15 protein-coding genes are annotated in these 19,179 nt (G+C 45.8%); 7 read left to right on the forward strand and 8 right to left on the reverse strand.

Annotated features, from left to right (window positions below):
- Positions 1 to 280: 280 nt before the first annotated feature.
- The 4 genes from QUB63_RS33435 to QUB63_RS33450 all read left to right on the forward strand — a co-directional run bounded on the left by QUB63_RS33435 (position 281) and on the right by QUB63_RS33450 (position 4,450).
- Complete coding sequence (locus tag QUB63_RS33435; protein ID WP_332949689.1) at positions 281 to 1,231, forward strand: glycosyltransferase family 10 domain-containing protein; 951 nt, start codon at positions 281 to 283, stop codon at positions 1,229 to 1,231.
- 114 nt (positions 1,232 to 1,345) lie between these two features.
- The gene (locus QUB63_RS33440) at positions 1,346 to 2,320 is read left to right on the forward strand and encodes an Npun_R2821/Npun_R2822 family protein (protein ID WP_332949690.1); all 975 of its coding nucleotides are present in this window, start codon (positions 1,346 to 1,348) and stop codon (positions 2,318 to 2,320) included.
- Positions 2,317 to 3,183: an Npun_R2821/Npun_R2822 family protein gene (locus tag QUB63_RS33445; RefSeq protein WP_332949691.1), complete on the forward strand. Its 867-nt coding sequence runs from the start codon at positions 2,317 to 2,319 to the stop codon at positions 3,181 to 3,183. Before QUB63_RS33440 ends, QUB63_RS33445 begins: the two co-directional genes overlap by 4 nt.
- 241 nt (positions 3,184 to 3,424) lie before the next feature.
- Positions 3,425 to 4,450 carry an Npun_R2821/Npun_R2822 family protein gene (locus QUB63_RS33450; protein WP_332949692.1) on the forward strand — a complete coding sequence of 342 codons (1,026 nt, stop codon included), beginning with the start codon at positions 3,425 to 3,427 and terminating at the stop codon, positions 4,448 to 4,450.
- A 58-nt stretch (positions 4,451 to 4,508) separates the two neighbouring features.
- On the opposite strand, the gene QUB63_RS33455 is transcribed toward QUB63_RS33450, so the two are convergent.
- From QUB63_RS33455 to QUB63_RS33465, 3 genes are all read right to left on the reverse strand, one after another.
- Positions 4,509 to 4,883 carry a hypothetical protein gene (locus QUB63_RS33455; protein ID WP_332949693.1) on the reverse strand — a complete coding sequence of 125 codons (375 nt, stop codon included), beginning with the start codon at positions 4,881 to 4,883 and terminating at the stop codon, positions 4,509 to 4,511.
- Between the two features lie 136 nt (positions 4,884 to 5,019).
- Positions 5,020 to 6,696 carry an ABC1 kinase family protein gene (locus QUB63_RS33460; RefSeq protein WP_332949694.1) on the reverse strand — a complete coding sequence of 559 codons (1,677 nt, stop codon included), beginning with the start codon at positions 6,694 to 6,696 and terminating at the stop codon, positions 5,020 to 5,022.
- A 495-nt stretch (positions 6,697 to 7,191) separates the two neighbouring features.
- The gene (locus QUB63_RS33465) at positions 7,192 to 8,346 is read right to left on the reverse strand and encodes a DegT/DnrJ/EryC1/StrS family aminotransferase (protein WP_332949695.1); all 1,155 of its coding nucleotides are present in this window, start codon (positions 8,344 to 8,346) and stop codon (positions 7,192 to 7,194) included.
- Between the two features lie 127 nt (positions 8,347 to 8,473).
- Between QUB63_RS33465 and QUB63_RS33470 the strand changes: the two genes are divergently transcribed.
- A complete protein-coding gene (locus QUB63_RS33470) occupies positions 8,474 to 9,253 on the forward strand; it encodes an ABC transporter permease (protein ID WP_332949696.1) in 780 nt (259 codons plus the stop codon).
- 240 nt (positions 9,254 to 9,493) lie between these two features.
- Positions 9,494 to 10,114, forward strand: coding sequence for a Uma2 family endonuclease (locus QUB63_RS33475; RefSeq protein WP_332949697.1), 621 nt, complete (start codon positions 9,494 to 9,496; stop codon positions 10,112 to 10,114).
- Positions 10,115 to 10,520: 406 nt separating this feature from the next.
- Here QUB63_RS33475 and QUB63_RS33480 read toward each other — a convergent pair whose 3' ends face one another.
- The 5 genes from QUB63_RS33480 to QUB63_RS33500 form a co-directional block, all read right to left on the reverse strand.
- Positions 10,521 to 12,410, reverse strand: coding sequence for a hypothetical protein (locus QUB63_RS33480; protein ID WP_332949698.1), 1,890 nt, complete (start codon positions 12,408 to 12,410; stop codon positions 10,521 to 10,523).
- 160 nt (positions 12,411 to 12,570) lie between these two features.
- Entirely contained in the window at positions 12,571 to 13,356 is a 786-nt protein-coding gene (locus QUB63_RS33485; RefSeq protein WP_332949699.1) for a nitroreductase family protein, read from the reverse strand.
- Positions 13,357 to 13,590: 234 nt separating this feature from the next.
- Positions 13,591 to 14,574 (reverse strand): GntR family transcriptional regulator, encoded by a 984-nt coding sequence (locus QUB63_RS33490; RefSeq protein WP_332949700.1) that lies wholly within the window; start codon positions 14,572 to 14,574, stop codon positions 13,591 to 13,593.
- A gap of 386 nt (positions 14,575 to 14,960) precedes the next feature.
- Complete coding sequence (locus QUB63_RS33495; RefSeq protein ID WP_442921887.1) at positions 14,961 to 16,523, reverse strand: adenylate/guanylate cyclase domain-containing protein; 1,563 nt, start codon at positions 16,521 to 16,523, stop codon at positions 14,961 to 14,963.
- A gap of 185 nt (positions 16,524 to 16,708) precedes the next feature.
- Complete coding sequence (locus QUB63_RS33500; protein ID WP_332949702.1) at positions 16,709 to 18,118, reverse strand: aminopeptidase P family protein; 1,410 nt, start codon at positions 18,116 to 18,118, stop codon at positions 16,709 to 16,711.
- A gap of 396 nt (positions 18,119 to 18,514) precedes the next feature.
- Between QUB63_RS33500 and QUB63_RS33505 the strand changes: the two genes are divergently transcribed.
- Positions 18,515 to 18,958, forward strand: a complete 444-nt coding sequence (locus QUB63_RS33505) for a DUF4332 domain-containing protein (RefSeq protein ID WP_332949703.1) — start codon at positions 18,515 to 18,517, stop codon at positions 18,956 to 18,958.
- The last annotated feature ends 221 nt before the right edge of the window (positions 18,959 to 19,179 follow it).

Genomic DNA, 19,179 nt, shown 5'->3' on the forward strand with positions numbered 1-19,179 from the left:
TTAGTCCCCCATTGCGGCCGTTTGTTAGTCCCGCAGTCCGCCAGGGGTTTAAACCCCTGACTAATAGCTAAAGTCCTCTTTAGAGGACTAAACTTATTACTTATTAACTCAAAAAAGTTCCTAATTAAAATTATTCCTCAGTCCTATGCAAGAGGACTTTAGCTTTGAGGCAGGGGTTTAAACCCCTCACGGACTCTGGGACTAACGAACTGAGGGACTGTCGGACTAACGAACTAGCGAAGTGCCAGACTAAAGAATAGAACGCACAAAACATCAATTTATGAACCCAAAAATCATCGGCACAATCACCACATACCCAGGCATGAACCAAAGCGATTGGCTGTGGCAACAAACCCCTCACAACTTCGGAAAATGGGGCAACATTCAAATGCTAGCAAACCACCCAGAACCAGACTTTTTGCTCATGTATCAATTCGACTTTCCCCGACAGCCCAAACAGCAGTTATGGCTGGATAAAATCCGCAGCTACAGGCATCCAAAACCAGAAAATGACTTTCTAGACAAATTCCGCAAGGTTCCCAAAGAACGGATTATTTATCTGATCAGAGAACCGCCTTTAGCAGAAGTAATTGAGATTACCCAAGCCAACTACGAACAAGCAAAACTTTATTGTGGTTATGTTTCAGGGCCCGACGATTTCGCACCCAAACCAGATTATATGCCCGCGATTTGGTATCACTCTAACTCATTTCGAGAACTGAACGAAATGCCTGCACCCACTAAAACTAAATCCTGTTCTTGGATAACTTCAGGTGTTAGCCGCACAGCCAACCATCGACGCAGATTAGACTTTATCAAATTGCTGCAAGAAGCAGAATTAGACTTTGACATTTACGGGCGAAATTTGCCAACTTGGGCCCAGGGAAACGGCACTGTTAACAATAAATGGCACGCTGTCGCGCCTTACTATTACAATTTGGCTATTGAGAATTATGCAGAAAATGATTGGTATGTCAGCGAAAAGCTTTGGGATGCTTTGTTAGCTTGGAATTTGCCAATTTATTACGGCGGTTCGGCGGCGGATAAGTTGTTGCCTGCGGGAAGTTTTTTGCGGCTGCCCAGTTTGGATGAGAAGGGAGTAGAATTTATTAAAGAGGTGATTGCTACGCCGGATTGTTGGCAGGAAGCGAGGGACAAAATTGCTGAAGCTAGGCAAATCATTCTCCACGAATTAAACTTGCTTAATTGGCTGTCAAATTTTGTTTCTTAGGAAACAGTACAAAAAATAGGTTCGTAGTGAGGACTTTAGTCCGCAGCATTTTGCGGACTGAAGTCCGCACTACGAACGAACCGTTTTTATTGCGGGTAATTGAGCGGACATGATATGAAGGGAATTTGCACGCTAGCCAACGATACAGTTTACGATCAACTAATTGCCTTGCTCAACAGTATTGAAGTTATTTTAGGCTCAAATACTCCTGTCTGTATTTATCCTTTCGACGAGCAAGTACAGCAAATTAAAGCTGAAATTTCCAAGCGCCCAAACGTTTTTATGTATGAAGATAGCGTATCTATTCAGCGATGGGACAAATTCATGGAAGCCGCCGCACCTGAGCGCTTAAATCGCAAAAAATTTCGGCTTTATGGCGCTCACCGGCGCTTTTGCGCTTTCGACGGGCCTTTTGAAAAGTTTATTTACATGGATGCTGATACTTTAGCGATGAATTCGCTCGATGCGGTTTTTGATAAATTGAATGAATTCGATTTTGTGGTTTATGATTTCCAATTTACTGACCCAACTAAAGTATACAATCTTTCTTCTCCGAAACTGCTAAAAGTCTTCGAGCAAAATCGCCTAAATTCAGAAGTATTTTGTTCGGGCTTTTACGGGAGCAAGCAAGGAGTTTTTGACGGCGATACCAGGCAATGGGTGTTAGCTCAACTGCAATCTGGGGAGGCGGAAATTTTGTATGCAGGTGCTGGAGAACAGCCTTTGCTCAATTATATGGTGATGAAAACTGGCATTTATAGCTATAACTTTGCTCGCCATCTCCCTGATAGTGAAAAAACCGGGTGCAGCGTTACTTCCCAACATTTTGAAGAGCAAGATCGTGTTTTGTATGACAAGGGAAATCGGCTGACTTACATTCATTATATAGGAGTGCAGCCGGATTTGATTCGGAGGGTTTGTGCTGGCGAAAATATTGAGTTTCCTTATCGCGATTTGTTTCTGCACTATCGCTATCTCCGCGAACCGTCCAAGCGGCCGGTTTTTACGGAACCGCTAAAGTCTTATGCTGATGTTTCTTCGCCGAATTTGCTAGAAAGATTGTTGAGAAGGTTGAGGATAAATTTATGAATCGGGGTATTTATATTGTTGCTAATGATAGGGTGATGGAAAGTGCGATCGCCCTTCTGAGCAGCATACGTCTGTACAATTGTCAAGTACCAGTTTTTTTGATCCCGTTTGACGACAATTATCAGCAAGTCGCCACCGCACTCAGCAGTCGGTACGGGGTGCAATTGTTCCCAAATCTGGGGTTTGTGGAACAGTTTACCAGGGAAATTGGCCAAATATTCGATCGTACTTTTCTAGCCCTTCCCAACAAAATGCGCAAACTCTGCGCCTGGTTTGGGCCCCTCGACGAATTTCTGTACATCGATACCGATATCATCGTTTTTGAAGACATCGCAGCCAACTTAAACAAACTCTCAGAAGTAGACTTTTTTTGCTGCGACTATCACCACCTCAGCGAAAAACTGCGAAATGTATTTTCACCCGCCATAAAAGAACAAAATATTTTTACAGACTCACAGCTTCAAGATGTATTCAACAGCGGTTTTTGGGCTTCGAGAAAAGGAACTATTACAGAATCGCAAATGTATGAAATTTTGCGATTCTGTTCGCAGCATCGAGAATATTTTGACTTTACTCAAAATGTCACAGACCAACCTATACTAAATTATATGATTCTCAAGTTAATTGCCAAGCGCTGCAATCTTGTTAAAACTTCAGCAGCAGAACCCGGAAGCTGGGCGGGTTCTAAACATTTTCAAGAAATAGATTATGTGCTTTATGACAAAGGGAAAAGATTAAAATATGTTCACTGGGCTGGGATACCAATTAAATCTGGTAGTCCTTATTGGAAACTTTGGCAACATTATCGTTATTTACATGAGGGAAAACCTAATTTAGTGCAAAGATTGTTCCGATATTTGTAGGGTGTGTGGGGCGGTATTTTAATATTTGACAGTCCCGCACGCAACTAGCACTCTTATGAAAGTTAATTTTTAGGTATGTTGTTGCGATGAAAGCGCTATTTTGTATAAAAAAGAGCGAAGACAGCGCAACAACGTACCTTTATTTGATGTGACAGTTGCGTTCAGGACTGATTTGATATAATGCGAGATTATTTGTCAGCGCCCAACACACCCTACGAGATTAATTTATTACTAAAAAACTATGACTGATGGTATTTATATTCTGGGAAACGATGTGGTTTTTGACCACTTAGTCGCTTTATTGAACAGTCTCGAAGTCAATGGGGCGAAAAATATTCCTGTTTGCATCATTCCCTATGATGATAACCTGAAAAAAGTGCGAGTTGAAATTGCTGAGCGAACTAATGTCACTCTGTTTGAAAATACCGATTCCATCGATTTCTGGGAAGACTTTGCGACTCAAGCTTGGACATCTCACCAAAAAGCTCAAAAAGTTTGGCAAGCCAAAGGTTGGGCGCCAGTTCACTGTTTGGGAATGCACCGAAAATTTTGCTGTTTTGACGGCCCTTTTGACAAATTTGTCTATTTTGACGCGGACACTCTGTTAATGGGTTCTCTGGATTACATCTATCAAAAACTTGATGAATTTGATTGGGTAGCCAACGATTTTCAATACAAATCTGACCTCAATTATGTGTTTGATTTATCCTCGGAAAAAATCGCAGAAATTTTCAATATTGACCGACTGGAATCTCAGATTTTTTGTGCTGGTTGGTTTGGTTCAAAAAAATGTATTTTAAATCGCAATAACTCAGCCGAACTATTAAATAAATTAATTTCAGGAGAAGCAGAAATTCTGTCTTTGCGGGGAACTGACCAACCTTTATTTAACTATTTAGTCGCCCGCAGCGCTATCTCTTTTTATAACTTTGCTTATCATCAACCTGCACTGATAACGGGCAATCATTGGTCTTCTCAATTTGATGTTATAGATTATGTTTTATACGACAAAGGACGGCGGCTGACTTATTTGCACTATATGAGCATTTCGGCTGCAAAATTTACTCGATTGTGTGCGGGCGAAAATGTTGAGATTCCGTACCGAGACGTATTTCTGCACTACCGCTATTTGCATTCGCCGGAAACACGGCCAAAACTCGCGCTTCCAAATTTGTTGCTTCGCTTGCAGAGGAATTTCAAAAGTTGGGGAATTCAAAGGGTTAATAATGTTCTATTTAAGTTGCGGATTTTAATAAATAAGGACTAAAGTTCTGACTGCGAACCAACCCTCTTCGTTGTTATAAAAGAGGGTTGATAGTTAAGTCTCATCCTTCAAAAGAATCTAGATCCAGCGCTTGGGAACCTCCGCGTTCTAGCTCGATCAAAAGCTTGCCTAGCTGAGTCCAAACCAGCCACGCTGTCAGTACCGTCAGCGGCAGAGCTAGAGCATAAGAAAGTAATTTTGGGAAGCCAAAAATCTCCATACCCGAAGCTAAAAATACGCAAATTCCGCCGGCCATTCCCAGAAAAGGCAACTGCAATTGTAGACCTTGCAGATTAGCTAAATTCTGACGAGAACGATTTTTAGACCAGAGTTGCACGGATTGTTTGAGAGTTGCTTCAAAGGCTAAACCCGATGCCATACCTGCTAGCAATCCAGCGGTCATTAAAAAATAGGGAGGTTCTGGAAAGTAATACACGAATAATTCTTTTGGGGTAATGGGAATTGGGAATTGGGAATTGGGAATTGGGAATTGGGAATTGGGAATTGGGAATTGGCAAAAGTAGAATTATTTTCTTCCTTCTTCCTTCTTCCCTCTTCCTTCTTCCTTCTAATTAAAATCGAGTCAGGGCGGCTGTTCCTGCTGTGGAAAACTCTGTCAAAGCGCCTAGAGCAACGTTGAACAGGCGACTCGGTTGCAAGTCTTCCTTGACTAAGTTCCACAGGCGGCGAACTTCTTCGGTGTGAAGCCGATCGTCCTCAATCAAAGCCAATATCAATTGGCGGCGCAAAAACGACCCTTCGTCTGACAGCAAGTATTGCAAGCCTAGTTGGGCGGTGGGTAGCAGGTCGAAACTGCGATCGGATCTGGCGATCGCGATCATGTCCTCCAACCTGTTCCACTGGAATTTGCCGTCTTTAAATAATACCTCAATCAGGCGGCGCCGCAGTGCAGGAGATTCCCCGTTCAACAACCTGCGCGCTACGTAAGGATACGCCACCTCGACAATCTTGAAATCGGGATTCAGCGTCAGGGCCAAACCTTCTTCTGTCACCAGCGAGCGAATAATTAAGGCAAATTTCGCCGGCACTCGGAAAGGATAATCGTACATCAACTCCGAAAACTGGTCTGTAATCGTCTTGAAGTTAAAATCTGACACCTTTTCGCCAACGATATCGCCGAGCACAGATTCCAGCGCCGGGACGATCGGCATAATATCTGTATCTGGAGTCAAAAAGCCGAGTTTGACAAAATCCTTGGCTAATTCTAGGTAATCTTTGTTGATCAAATGAACGACAGAATCAACCAAAGTTTCTTTAGTTGTTTCTTCCATCTGATCCATCATCCCAAAATCGATGTAAGCCATGCGGCCGTCCGCTAAAGCAAACAGATTTCCCGGATGGGGGTCAGCGTGAAAAAATCCGTGTTCCAGCAACTGCCGCAAACCGCTGCGGACTCCGACTTCAATTAAGCTATCCGTGTCCAAACCTGCGGCTTTCACACTTTCGATATCTGTCAGCTTGATGCCGTCAATCCATTCAAGAGTGAGAACGCATTTTGAAGTATAGCGCCAGTAAATACTCGGAACTTTTACTGTGGGGTCGTCGGCAAAATTTGTCGCAAATTTCTCGGCGTTGCGACCTTCATTGATATAATCAATTTCCTCGAACAATTTAATACCGAATTCATCGACTATTAAACAGAGGTCGTGACCGAGATTCAGTGGCAGCAACGGGCCCAACAATCCAGCCGCCCAGCGCATCAAGTAAAGGTCGAGGCTCAAGACGGGCAGCAAATTCGGTCGCTGAACCTTGACTGCGACTGCTTCTCCGGTGATTAAACGGGCTTTGTACACTTGACCGAGACTGGCCGCCGCGACTGGTTCGGGGGAGATTTCGCTGTAAGTTTCGCTGATTTTGCGATCGAGCTCTGCTTCAATAATCTCGAAAGCCCGGGCCGAATTAAAGGGCGGCAACTGATCCTGAAGTTTGATCAGTTCTTCGAGAAAGTCTTTGCGGATCAAATCCGGTCTGGTAGAAAGGGCTTGGCCGACTTTAATGAAAGTGGGGCCCAAGCGGGTGAGTATTTGGCGCAGGTGGGCCGCCCGTTCCGGCTGGTGTGCGGCTGCTTCGTGCTGCCAACTGTCCCACAGCATCCCCAGCACGAAGCCTGCAAATGACCAAATAACCGTAATTGCTCGCCAAATTGCTTTCCAAGGACGGTTGCGGTAATACTGAGCGATCGCTTGTGGATCGTAGCGTCTAGCCTGAGTGAATTGATACTGAGGCACTCGTTTATTTTCCTCTGATTTTATGAAAATTGCAGCTTAAATTGAGAATTTGGAATTGGGCATTAGACATCAAGCATCGGGTATCGGGCACAAGGAAGTCGAAAGTTAAAACCTTCTTCCCTCGAACCTCTGCCTTCTGGATTGACTCGCCCAAAAACGGGTAGAAGCCCCGACGCCAGGAGTAAAGATCCCCAAATTTTAGACCCAAGCTCAAGCTCCCAGACTCATCTGTGGAGTAAATCTAAAATCTAAAATCTAAAATCTCAAATCGACTGACCGATCGCAAATTTTAGGCGAGCGGAAAATGCACCCGTTTAAGGCGGATTGCCAGCCTAAATTTGTTTCTTTTCATTAAATATAGTACATAAAAGTACAAGTGATCGGTCAAAATACTTAATAGATTTTCCTGACCGCTGCACCAGTACGGCACTGCAACCCTGTAATTCCGGTAGTCAGGAAAGCGTTTCTATCGATCGGGCGATCGCGCCAAAGCTCCTAAATGCGATCGGCCTTTGCCAAACAATCTTTCAGCCCGTAAATCGCCCGCTCCTGTTGAGCCCTCGTCAGTTCCGGGAACATCGGCAAAGACAAGACTTCGCGACAAACTTGCTCGGCCACAGGCAACTGACCGACTTGATAGCCCAAAGATTTGTAAACAGGTTGCAGGTGCAAAGGTAACGGATAGTAAACCATCGAACCGATGCCGGATTCCTGCAACTTAGTCCGCACCGAGTCCCGGAAATCGCCAGAGGAATTTGGCGCGCCTTCTTGACTTGTCAGCCTGATTGTGTATTGATTCCAAACACCCTTTGCTTGCAGCAATTCTTTGGGGACAGCAACTCCGGGCACGCGGGAGAGAAATTCGCCATAAACGGCCGCTTTCTCTCGCCGCTGGGCGTTCCAACTGTCGAGATACCGCAGTTTAATGCTGAGAATCACCGCTTGCAGGGCGTCTAAACGGCTGTTGCAGCCGATTTCTTCGTAGAAATACCTAGAAGACTGTCCGTGTTCTTTCAGCATTCTCACGGAAGCTGCGAGCTTGGGGTCGTTTGTCGTCACCGCCCCGCCGTCACCGCAAGCGCCTAAGTTTTTGGTCGGATAAAAGCTGAAACAGCCGACATGGCCGATGCTGCCGACTTTTCGAGACTGCCACTGGGCGCCGACAGACTGGGCGCAATCTTCGATTACGGCTAAATTGTGCTTGGTGGCAATTTCCATCAACCGAGTCATGTCTGTGGGTTGTCCGAAGATGTGAACCGGCATAATTGCCTTGGTTTTGTCGGTAATTGCAGCTTCCAAGAGTTCGACATTTAAATTAAAAGTCCCGCTGTCAATATCGACAAACACGGGAGTTGCACCGACGGCGCTAATTGTTTCAGCGGAAGCGAAAAACGTAAAAGGAGTGGTAATCACTTCATCGCCAGGGCCAATTTTGAGAGCTCGCAAAGCCAAAACCAGCGCATCCGTGCCCGAGTTGCAGCCAACGCACTCGTCCACTCCCGTGTAGTCGGCAAACTCTTGCTCAAAACTCTTTACGGCGGGGCCGCCGATGTAGCCGCCAGAGGCGAGCACTTTTTGTACCGCAGCGCCGATCTCGTCGCCAATCTGGGCGTACTGCTGGGTTAAGTCGAGGGGGGGAACATTATTCACTCTTCACACCACAAATTGCAACCATCATCAAAGCAAATTTTTGCAGCAAAACTGTTTTTCAGAAACCTTTATTGAAATATCTTATAGTTGGACGGGCAAACAATCACTTTATCGAAATGGTGCGCGGATGTTAATTCTGCTAGATTTTATTGATTTGGGTTGGGCTTTGGGGATGGTGGCGATCGCGATCGGGCTTTCGGCGTGGCAGGGATTGGGATTGTCCGGGGCTCTGGCGATCGCGGCAGGGCGCACCCTGATCCAGCTCATCGGAGTCGGCTACGTGCTCGCCGTGGTATTTGCCCCGGAGGGTAAAAATCCTTGGCTGGTTTTAGCAGTGTTAGCAATCATGCTGACAACGGCTAGCATGGTTGCCAGCAGCCGCATCAGCAAAAAAATCAAGAACTTGCTGCCGTTAGTTTTGGGTTCGATCTCGATCGGTACGGCGTTTACTCTCGCCTATACAAACTTGCTAATTTTGCAACCTGACCCCTGGTACGAACCGCAGTACCTGATTCCCCTAGCGGGGATGATTTTGGGCAATGCGATGAACTCTGGGGCGATCGCGGGTGAAAGACTTGTCAGCACAGTTAACAGCAGCCAGTTAGAAATAGAAACCCATTTAAGTTTAGGTTCGACACCGCAGCAAGCAGTAAAACAGTACCGCAAAGATGCGATTAAAGCTGGATTAATCCCCACATTAAACACAATGACCGTCGTAGGAATCGTCACATTACCGGGAATGATGACAGGTCAAATGCTGAGCGGTGTCAGTCCGTTAGATGCAGCATCTTACCAAATTTTGATTATGTTTGTGTTGGCGCTGGCAACTTTAATCGCAACTCTGTTGTTGACTGAGGGATTGTGCCGGAGGTTTTTTAATCAAGATGCACAATTAATCAAATGGTAAGTTGGTAATCCGTAATTCAGGGTTTACGCATGGGAGGCGAGAAACCCGGTTTCTGAGGTCAGGTGCATAAGTCCTATAATTGTAAATTGCTAATTAGTATTTTTCAGTGGTAATATATAGATATAAATTGACCGTGATTACCGTAGGGGCCCGTGAGCCAATATCTCCAATAAAAATGATAAATCTCATAAACCCGCCCCGGTCGAATGACTGATGACTACTGACTGAGGAAACCTCGCCATGATTCAAACTGCAACTAAACCAGTAACCTTTGAAGAATTTCTGGACTGGAAACCTGAAAACGGACGTTACGAACTGCACAACGGAGTAATTATTGAAATGTCACAGCCATTAGGAAGACATGAGAAAGTCATCGGTTTTTCAGCCAGAAAATTGACCGTGGAATTCGATCGATTAAACCTTCCGTATTTCATCCCAAAACAAGCATTAGTTAAGCCTCCCGACTCTAAATCTGCTTATGAACCTGACATTCTGATCTTAAATGAAGCCAATTTAGAGTCAGAACCTCTGTGGAACAAGTTCTCAACAGTGACTCAAGGGGCATCAATTCCGCTAGTTGTTGAAGTAGTTAGCACCAATTGGCAAAATGACTACCTACTAAAAGTTGGCGATTATGAACTAATGGGCATTCCTGAATATTGGATTGTGGATTATCTCGGTTTGGGCAGCCGTCGATTTATTGGCAATCCCAAACAACCGACTATATCGGTTTATCAATTAGTTGATGGCGAGTATGAAATCACCCAGTTTCGCGGAGATGACAACATCGAATCCGCAGCTTTTCCAGAGTTGAAGTTGACAGCGCAACAAGTTTTTCAAGCGGGATTGACTGACGGATGAAATTGCTGGAGATACCGATATCGGGTAGGGAAACGGCATTCCCCATTGGTGTCAACTTAAGCTGCAACCCGCAGTCCGACAGGGAATTAATTCCCTGCCTCAAAGCTGAAGTCCTCGCTATGAGGACTGATGAGTTCTTCAGTCCTCATAGCGAGGACTTTCGCTATTAGACAGGGACTTCAGTCTAAGAGCGGTCTTTCGGGCTAAGTTGATACCAATGGGCATTCCCGTGTTGTGTATTTCATCCGCCCGCTAATATAACCTATGAGGCTAGACCGGTAGTGCCATTTCGTAAAGGGCAGAGTAAAAAGCTTAATTCTAGAAGTCATGGAGAGACATACTTCTAAAGATACTGATTATTCTATATCCTTGATGAAATAGGACTACCCAACACACTTCAACGCACTTACTTCGGTTCGTGACTAGCAATCCGCTTGCCTTCGCCATCGTACACTTGCATCGGAATTTTCGCGTTTTCGGCGATCGCCTCCAAGGCTTTTTGCAGAGTTTCAACGTGCTTTTCCACAGCTTGGCGAGTCTTCACAGCATTGTTGTTATTTGCTTGGATGAAAGTTTGTTGCAACTTCTGCACGTAATCGGGAGTCATCTGCACCGCAATCAAACCATTGCTAACAGTATAGTCGCAAATCTTCGGTTTACCTTTGCAAGTTTTATCTAAATCCGCGCGCGCTTTTTGCAGGTTCCTTTCTTCCCGCAGCTTTACTTCAGCTTGCTGCAATGATGTTGTGTAGGAAGCGATCAGCGGTTGGGCTTTCTGCGAATAAGAAGTCGCCGCCGGAACTTGCTCGGCGTAACTCAAAGCTCTCCGCCAGTTTTCCGATGCTTTAAACCAGCCGTTTTTGCCCTCAAAAATTCGAGCTTCCGCTGCTAAAGTCACAGCTTGAGTGTAGGCATTCTCCGAAATTCCTTCAACATTTCTGCGCTCGCGAGCTTGTGAAAGCTTGGTTTCGTATTTGGGAACTAACAGTCTACCTAGTTGGTAAGATTGCGTATTGCTGGGAATTTCTGATAGCGTGTCCAGGGCTTTTTCCCAACCTGCTTGCACCCCTGCCCATGTCTGGGCTGTCTGAGCTACTGCTTCCCGAGCTTCTGCTATTTGCGCTGCACTTTTGGCTGCGAGCAAGGTTTTTTCGGCTTGTTTTTCTGTGCCTAATTGCTGATTTCCAGTTGCTAAATTTTTCCGGTATTCCTTCGCCTTTCTCTGAGCATACGGATAAACTGGGCTGTCTGTGGGGATTTCTCCGAGTTGGGCGATCGCACTTTGCCACAGAGCCTGCGCTTGCTGCCCGTTCTCGGCAGAATAAGGCGGATTTTCGGTTTTCCGGGCTGCTGACTGTGCGAGGCGCGCTGCATCGATCGCAGAATTTAAATTTTGACTTTGCTCCCGATACTTTTCCAGGGCGGTTTGAGCTTCACCGCGATGACTTGACCAAGCGGGAATCGGTTCCAAAAGTGCGATCGCCCCTTTTAACTGTTCCTGCGCTTCTTCGGGGCTGTTAGCAACTTTGGACGTTTTCAGCGTCTTCACCGAATTGTCGCTCAACTGTTTGGCATTAGCTAATGCAGTGCATTCTCCGATGACGCAGGGGCGGCTCAGCAGGTAATAACCGCCCGCCAAAATTACCGCCGCGATGCTGACGATTCCTGCTGCAGCCAGCATCGCCAACGGTGAATGCTTTGGTGTTTCGGCGACTGTTACCGCTTCCATATCCAGCACATCGAAGGGATTTTCTGCGATATTTTCCTGGATTGCAGCTACCTTAAAGGCGATCGCATCGGAATTGCTGGAACTCTCCGAAAAATTGGGGAAATATTCATCGCCCCCCGCATTTTTAACATCTGTTTCTAACGGCATCTCCGCCGCTGCATCCGCCGTCTCTGCGGCATTTGCGGCCTTCACCATCCCCGCTTCTGCTGCGGGGATATTCTCCGGTTTTTTCAGAACTTGCACTGTTCTGGGTCTTGACAAAACAGGATTGTGCATGGTAAAAGAATGGAAAGCATAAGGCTGTTTTTGCCCGGTTATTTTCAGGCAAAGTCCGATCTGTTCAATAGCTTCCGGTTCTATTTCGAGAATTGCTGCTTCTAGCACCGCAAAAGTCGGTTTGGCTTTGAGATCTAAACTGCGCGGGTGTTCTCCCACAACCGTTAAAGAGTCATCTCGAAAATCGCAACTGATATAAAGCGGTAATTTTTTAAACCCGGCTGCTTGTAAGTGCTTCTGCAACTCTACTTCTAGAATTTGTGCCTTGCTTTGTCGCGCTGCTACTGTCATATTTTTTCCTCTGTCTACTCTCACCACTTGAAATTTTAGATTTTAGATTTTAGATTTCGGATTGCGAAATTGCAAAATTGTCGGTATTTCCGATTTGTTTGAACTTGTACCGAATTCTTCAAATCTTAACTCTCAAATCTCAACTCTCAAATCTTAACTCTCAAATCTCAACTTGCAAGGCCTTTCCATAACTTTCGCCATAATAAACTTGAGTCACATCAAAACGCCCGCCGTATTGTTTGAAAGGTTCTGCTGCATAACCGAGCGGAAGCAAACAGCACACATCTACTTCTGCGGGAATTTGAAAGGCTTCTTTCACCTTAGCGCCGACAAAACCTTCCATCGGACAACTGTCTACCCCAAAGCTTTTAGCTGCAATCATTAAATGAGCTACTGCGAGCATTGTATGTCTGTTTGTCCAAGTTTCTAGGAACTCGAAGCAAGGATGGTTCTCGAACAATTTCGGGATTGCTTGCCGCATATAACCGGCTAAATTGTCGTTAATTGCGCCTGCCGCTTTGCCCAATTCGATGACTGCTTCGGTGTTTTCGGGTTGGGCGGCGCGCCGATCGCCACAACAGATTAACACGATCGGGGCTTCTACCACTTGGCGCTGGTCGAAAGCGCAAGCTTTTAATTTTTCTTTGCTGGCTTGCTCTTGAAGTACGATAAACCGCCAAGGCTGCAAGTTATAACCAGAGGGCGATCGCACTCCCAAGCGCAAAATCTCTGCCAATATTGCTGGGGGAATTGGATCGGGTTTGAAACTGCGCGCGGCCCGGCGGCTTTCGATCGCAGTTTTCACATTAATTGAAGGTTGGATTTCAATTGTCATGGATAATTGGTAATTGGGAATTGGAAATTGGGAATCGGTAATGGGTAATGGGAATTGGTAATTGGTAATTGGTAATCGGTAACTGGGAATCGGTAATCGGTAATTAGACAATTATCTCCCAATCTCCCAATCTCTCAATGTCCCCCTCTTCCTTCTGTCAACTGTCACAGGTCAACTGTCACAGGTCAACTGTCACAGGTCAACTGTCACAGGTCAACTGTCACAGGTCAACTGTCACAGGTCAACCTGGAAAGCTGTCAACTGTCACAGGTCAACTGTCAACCTGGAAAGCTGTCAACTGTCACAGGTCAACTGTCAACCTGGAAAGCTGTCAACTGTCAACTGTTACCCCAAGCCCAACTCGCGCTTGAGCAAATTAATCGACTTAGAGCCGATGTAATTTTCGGAGCATACCAGTTGCGGAGGACGAATAATATCCTCTCGGGCAGCGTTAATCGCCGCTTTTACTGTAGCAAAACTCGGTTGGTCGCAGAAAATTGTTCTCGCCGATCGCACGATCGAGTTAATCTTGTAGGCATCCGACAGCAAAGCCGTCATCACCAACAAATCCTCGCCCCGGAGGCTGTGGATGATGACTTCAGTCGATCGCAACATTCCCGAACTCAGACTCACGATACCCAAATAACTGTCTTTCGGCAAACTCCCCACTAGCTGGATTTCCTGAACATAATCGTAGATGTCTACGGGAATCACTCGCACCGAACGAGGCGCCGAAATCGATTCCGCTTGTCCGATAAAATAACGGCTCGTGATCACAGTTCCCGCAGTGATTTTATCCAGAAAACTACCTAAATCTTCCATCGCTACTAACTGTATGGGAATCAGCAAAGCTTGTTCGAGCTCTTTTGCCATCAATTCGCCCACGCCGATGTCTTCTGTGGGGGCTGTGACGACCACTCGGGCGCTGCACCGGAGCCGCCAGTCTATTTCGGCCAAAAATAATTCCCTCGCTTGGTTGAGCGTACAGCCCTCTCCCAGCAGTTGATCCATACTTTCTTGCACTATTTTGTTGGCAAGGGGATATTCTTCGAGGATCGGGGATTTGAGTTTGCTGCCGCCTTCGTGGCCTTGGGCGCGGACGTATATGCCCGATCCGGCTTGGGCTTCTACGAGTCCGGTATTTTCGAGCTGTCGGTAGACTTTGCTGATCGTGTTGCGGTGCAAACCCGTCTGCATCGCTAGCTGTCTGGTGCTGGGCAAGCGGTGTCCGGGCGGAAACTGGCGCGAGGCGATCGCAAACCTGATTTGATTGAATAGTTGCGTGGACGCTGGAATATCGCTATCTGTTTGAATATGAAATTGAACCATATTAAAGGCTCCGACGACTTCAATTTAATATTTTTATAACGTTGAGTACCGTGCCTAGGATGGCTCGGATATCTCTGTCTATAGCATAATCTGATTTTGCTCATCTGCGACGGCGGTTTTGGTTGCCGAGCGATCGGGCCTGATTTGCGAGCGCGATCGCAGCCTCCCCAATTCCCCTGATTGTTCGCGTACTTTCAAGTCTTAATTTTATAGCAACCGCCCATCATGGTTAGGACGTTCTTAATTGCTGAAATCCATGCGGTAGATTGCCTATTCCCTCTCTCCGTGACCTCAGTTAAAAAATCCGCTGCCGAACATCCCTCTATCCGTGACCTCCGTTAAATCCCTTAAAAAATCCGTGGCCGAACTTCCTTCTACTATATTTACTATCCGGTTATTTCCCTCTCGATTTCTGTCTTTCTACCTTTCATAAAATAAGTCCGCATTTCCCCTTTACCTTTAATCTCAATCAATCCCCGATCTTCAAATTCATATTTATCGCACAGCAAATCATAAGTATAGAAGCTAACTTGAATGCGGCCGGGTATACCGTGAGATTCCATGCGGCTGGCTGTATTTACTGCATTTCCCCACAAATCGTAAATGAATTTTTTAGTGCCGATTACCCCCGCTACCACCGGGCCGCTATTAATCCCGATGCGGATGTCAAAATTCGCGTCTAGCTTCACATTTAATTCCTGAATTGCTACTAACATATCCAGTGCCATTTCGGCGATCGCCTCTGCGTGGTCTGGGCGTTCAATGGGAATACCGCCCGCTACCATGTAAGCGTCCCCGATAGTCTTAATTTTTTCTAAGCCGTGCTTCTCGCTCAGTTGGTCAAAAGTTGAGAAAATTTCATTCAGCAAATATACCAATTTCGTGGCGGGCATGGTAGTAGAAATTTGGGTAAAATTCACCAAATCTGCAAAAAGAATTGTGGCTTTTTCAAACTTGTCGGCAATTACCCCCGGTTCGTGCTTCAACCTGTCGGCGATCGCTTCCGGCAAAATATTTAGCAGTAAACCCTCAGTTTTTTTCTGTTCTTTCCTGAGAGCCGATTCGATGCGCTTGCGCTTGGTGATGTCGTGAAAAAACACCGAAATGCCGTCGTGACTAGGAAAAGCCCGCACTTCCAACCACACTTTTAAGGGACGATAATATTTTTCAAAACTCACTCCAACTTGTTTCGCTACCGCTTCATGATACTCTTCATAAAATATCGTATTTACAAATTCTGGAAACTCTTCCCAAAAATTTTTACCAAAAAGTTCTTCCGGCGAGCGCTGCAAAAATTGCGATGCTTTGTAATTGACGTAAGTAAATCGCCACTGGGGGTCTAGAGCAAAAAAAGCATCGCTCATTCCTTCTAAAAAATTGACAATTTGCTCGTCACTAGAACGGAGTTTTGCTTCTACTTGTTTGTGCCTGAGCTGCGCGCGCTCTAATTTAGCATAATTAATTCGCAACTCCATTTGGCTGATAACTTGCCTTCCTAAAGCCCGCAGCGCTTCTAGTTGTTCTGGGGTGAGATGGCGCTCAACTGTATCTATCGCGCACAAAGTGCCAATGGGGAAACCGTCAGGAGTTACTAGCGGCGCTCCAGCATAAAACCGAATATTTGGATCGGAAGTTACTAGCGGATTCCCGGCAAAGCGATCGTCTTCTAAAGCATTGGGTATAATTAGCAATTCGTTGGGATTTAAAATAGCGTGAGCGCAAAAAGCTAACTCTCTCGGAGTTTCTGGCGCGTCGAGACCGACTTTTGATTTAAACCACTGTCGGTTAGCATCTACCAAGCTGACTAAAGCAATAGGAGTGCCGCAAATATAGGATGCTAAAGCTGTTAGGTCATCAAAAGCTGCGTCGGCATCTGTATCGAGAATGTTGTAGCGCTGAAGTGCTTTTAGCCTGTCGGCTTCGTTGCTGGGCAAAGGCGCAGCTTGCATCTGCGGCCGCGGGGATACACGGTTGCGAAAAATGCGCGCAAGTCTCCGTGCTGCGAAGTTTTGGACTTGCGCCGCCATTTTTTCAAGGAGCGTCAAAAGACCTATTTGCCAAGCTTTATTCATATTTATTGATGTTGCTCACACATGATGGAACTGCGGGCGATCGCACTCTTGGCGATCGATACTTATGCACTTACCGCAACTAACTCCTCAATCTCCAGAGCTTTTGTTGGCAATTTCCCTGTTAATACTTCTCTACCCCCTGCGCTGACAAGTATATCATCTTCAATGCGTATTCCCCGGACATCTGCGAATTTTTCCAACTCGTCCCACTTCACAAAATCTTTATATTTTGCGCGAGTTTCTGAGTTATTTAAAATTGCCGGAACTTGATAAAAACCAGGTTCGATCGATACCAGCATTCCCGGACGCAAAACTCGATTCAGCCGCAAAAAACCCAACCCAAACCGACTGCTTCTCGCTCTTCCTGCTTCATAGCCAGCCAAATCGCCTAAATCTTCCATATCGTGAACATCCAAACCGATTAAATGTCCGATTCCGTGCACAAAAAACAGCGCGTGAGCGTCCATTGCCACCAAATCTTCAACAGGGCCCCGCAAAATACCCAAATCAACCAATCCTGCCGCCATGATTCTAGCAGCCAAAAGGTGAATGTCTTGATATTCCACGCCAGGACTAATTTGCTCGATACAAGCATCGTGCGCTGCCAAAACCACATCATAAATCGCTCTTTGAGTCGGCGAAAACTTGCCAGAAACCGGCCAAGTGCGAGTCACATCAGCCGCCCATCCCATTGACGATTCAGCACCGACATCTGCTAACAGCAAATCTCCTGCTTGTAGCGGATTGTGATAATGTTCGCTGTGCAGAACTTCCCCGTGCACCGTCACGATACTGGGATAGGCATAGGTCATATTTTCCGAGATGATGACACTTTCCATTGCCGCGCGCACGCCCGCTTCAATCTTAGCTGTTCGAGTTGCCGCCATGCCCGCTTTGTGAGCTGCTACGGTGACAGCAGCAGCTTGACGCAATTCGACCAAACTGGCTGCATCGTGGCTCAGACGCAGAGATATGACTGCCTGAGTTAATTCTAGGTCAATACCTGTTGGCGATTTGGAGGGTGCTAAAGAGCGATGGCGTCCCGCCCCGCAAGCTACGAGAATATCCGACTGTTGCAACCGGATCGAGCTATCCTGAAGGGCGATCGTTGCTGCATTTGTCGCTCGCGCTTTCAACTCACTCATTGGGTAAGCAGCATCAGCCCCAATTAGTTCAGCAATTTCCGCTCTTTTGGGCATTTCCCCGTGCCAAAGCGTGCTGCTAGGATCGGCATCATCTAAGAACAGTTCTAACTTCCCTGATTCTAAGCGAATCGCAGCATTTTCTAACGGCAAACCAGCAAAATATAGAAAGTGACTGCTGGCGCGAAAAGGATAAACAAGTGCCGGATAATTGCGAGGAATGCTGCGCCCAGACCACAGAATTACGGGAAAATCAATTAAACTGGCCAGTTTTTGCCGCCGATCGTGTAAAGTATTTGTTAACAAATCATAACCTTTTGTGATTTTCATGAGTAAAAATTGATAATTTTGAGTTCGTTTTGTAGTCAGGACTTCAGTCTTTTGATTCTCAGCATGACAGCACAAAAGTCCTGACTTCAAATTTAGCAGGCATTGTGGAGAAAAGCCTCATCTGTATTTTCTTTTTTACTGCGATCTTTGTGCTATGTTGTCGATCGTCTTTGTCGTCATCGCAGGCATGATTTTGCTCACCAAGAACCTTTGCAGACGGTAAGGAAAAAAATGCTGAAAGTGTTGCTGCACAAGCAATACAGCAAAAATAAACAGCCGCGAGCTGCCAAAGAAAGCCGATCGGGTTGTTGTTGATTTTGTGACATGAGCAATAGCCTCTATTGACGTTCGTATATTTTACACTTTAAAGTATAGGTAAATTCACTGAAAAAAAATATGAAAACTTCTCACACAGCTTCTAAAACTTCCGTGCAAGTACGCGATTGGCCGATCGAACACTTGCCGGGATTGAGCAAAGAAAACCAGTCTCAACTAGAAGAGTGCGGCATCACTACCACCGCGCAACTAATTCGCATGACGAAAACACCGGCGGCGAAAGTGTTGCTAGCACATCAATTACAGATTAACGTTCAACATATTAATAAATGGGTAGCAATGGCAGAGTTGGCTCGAATTCCGAGTGTAGGCTGTCAGTATTGCGGGCTGTTGCTGCACGCGGGCGTTGCTTCTGCCGCTCAATTGGCTCAAATGCCCGTCGAAAGATTGCACCAACAAGTCTTGAGACTGCACGTAGCGACAATGCAGCGCAATGATTTGACTCCTTCAGTCGATCGCGTGCAAAAATGGGTTCAACAAGCTAAATTAGTTAGCAGTCATTAGTCATTAGTCCTTAGTCAAGAGTCATTAGTCAAGAGTCATTAGTCATTAGTCCTTAGTACAGTAGCCGCTAAGACGTTTAAAATCTTCTTAATTCCTAAAACTACTACTTTTTTCCTTTTTTTCTTTCTTCCTTCTTTCTTCCTTCTGTCAACTGTCAACTGTCAACTGTCAACTGTCAACTGTCAACTGTCAACTGTCAACTGTCAACTGTCAACTGTCAA

It is taken from the genome of Microcoleus sp. ARI1-B5, from assembly GCF_036705795.1.
GTDB lineage: Bacteria > Cyanobacteriota > Cyanobacteriia > Cyanobacteriales > Microcoleaceae > Microcoleus.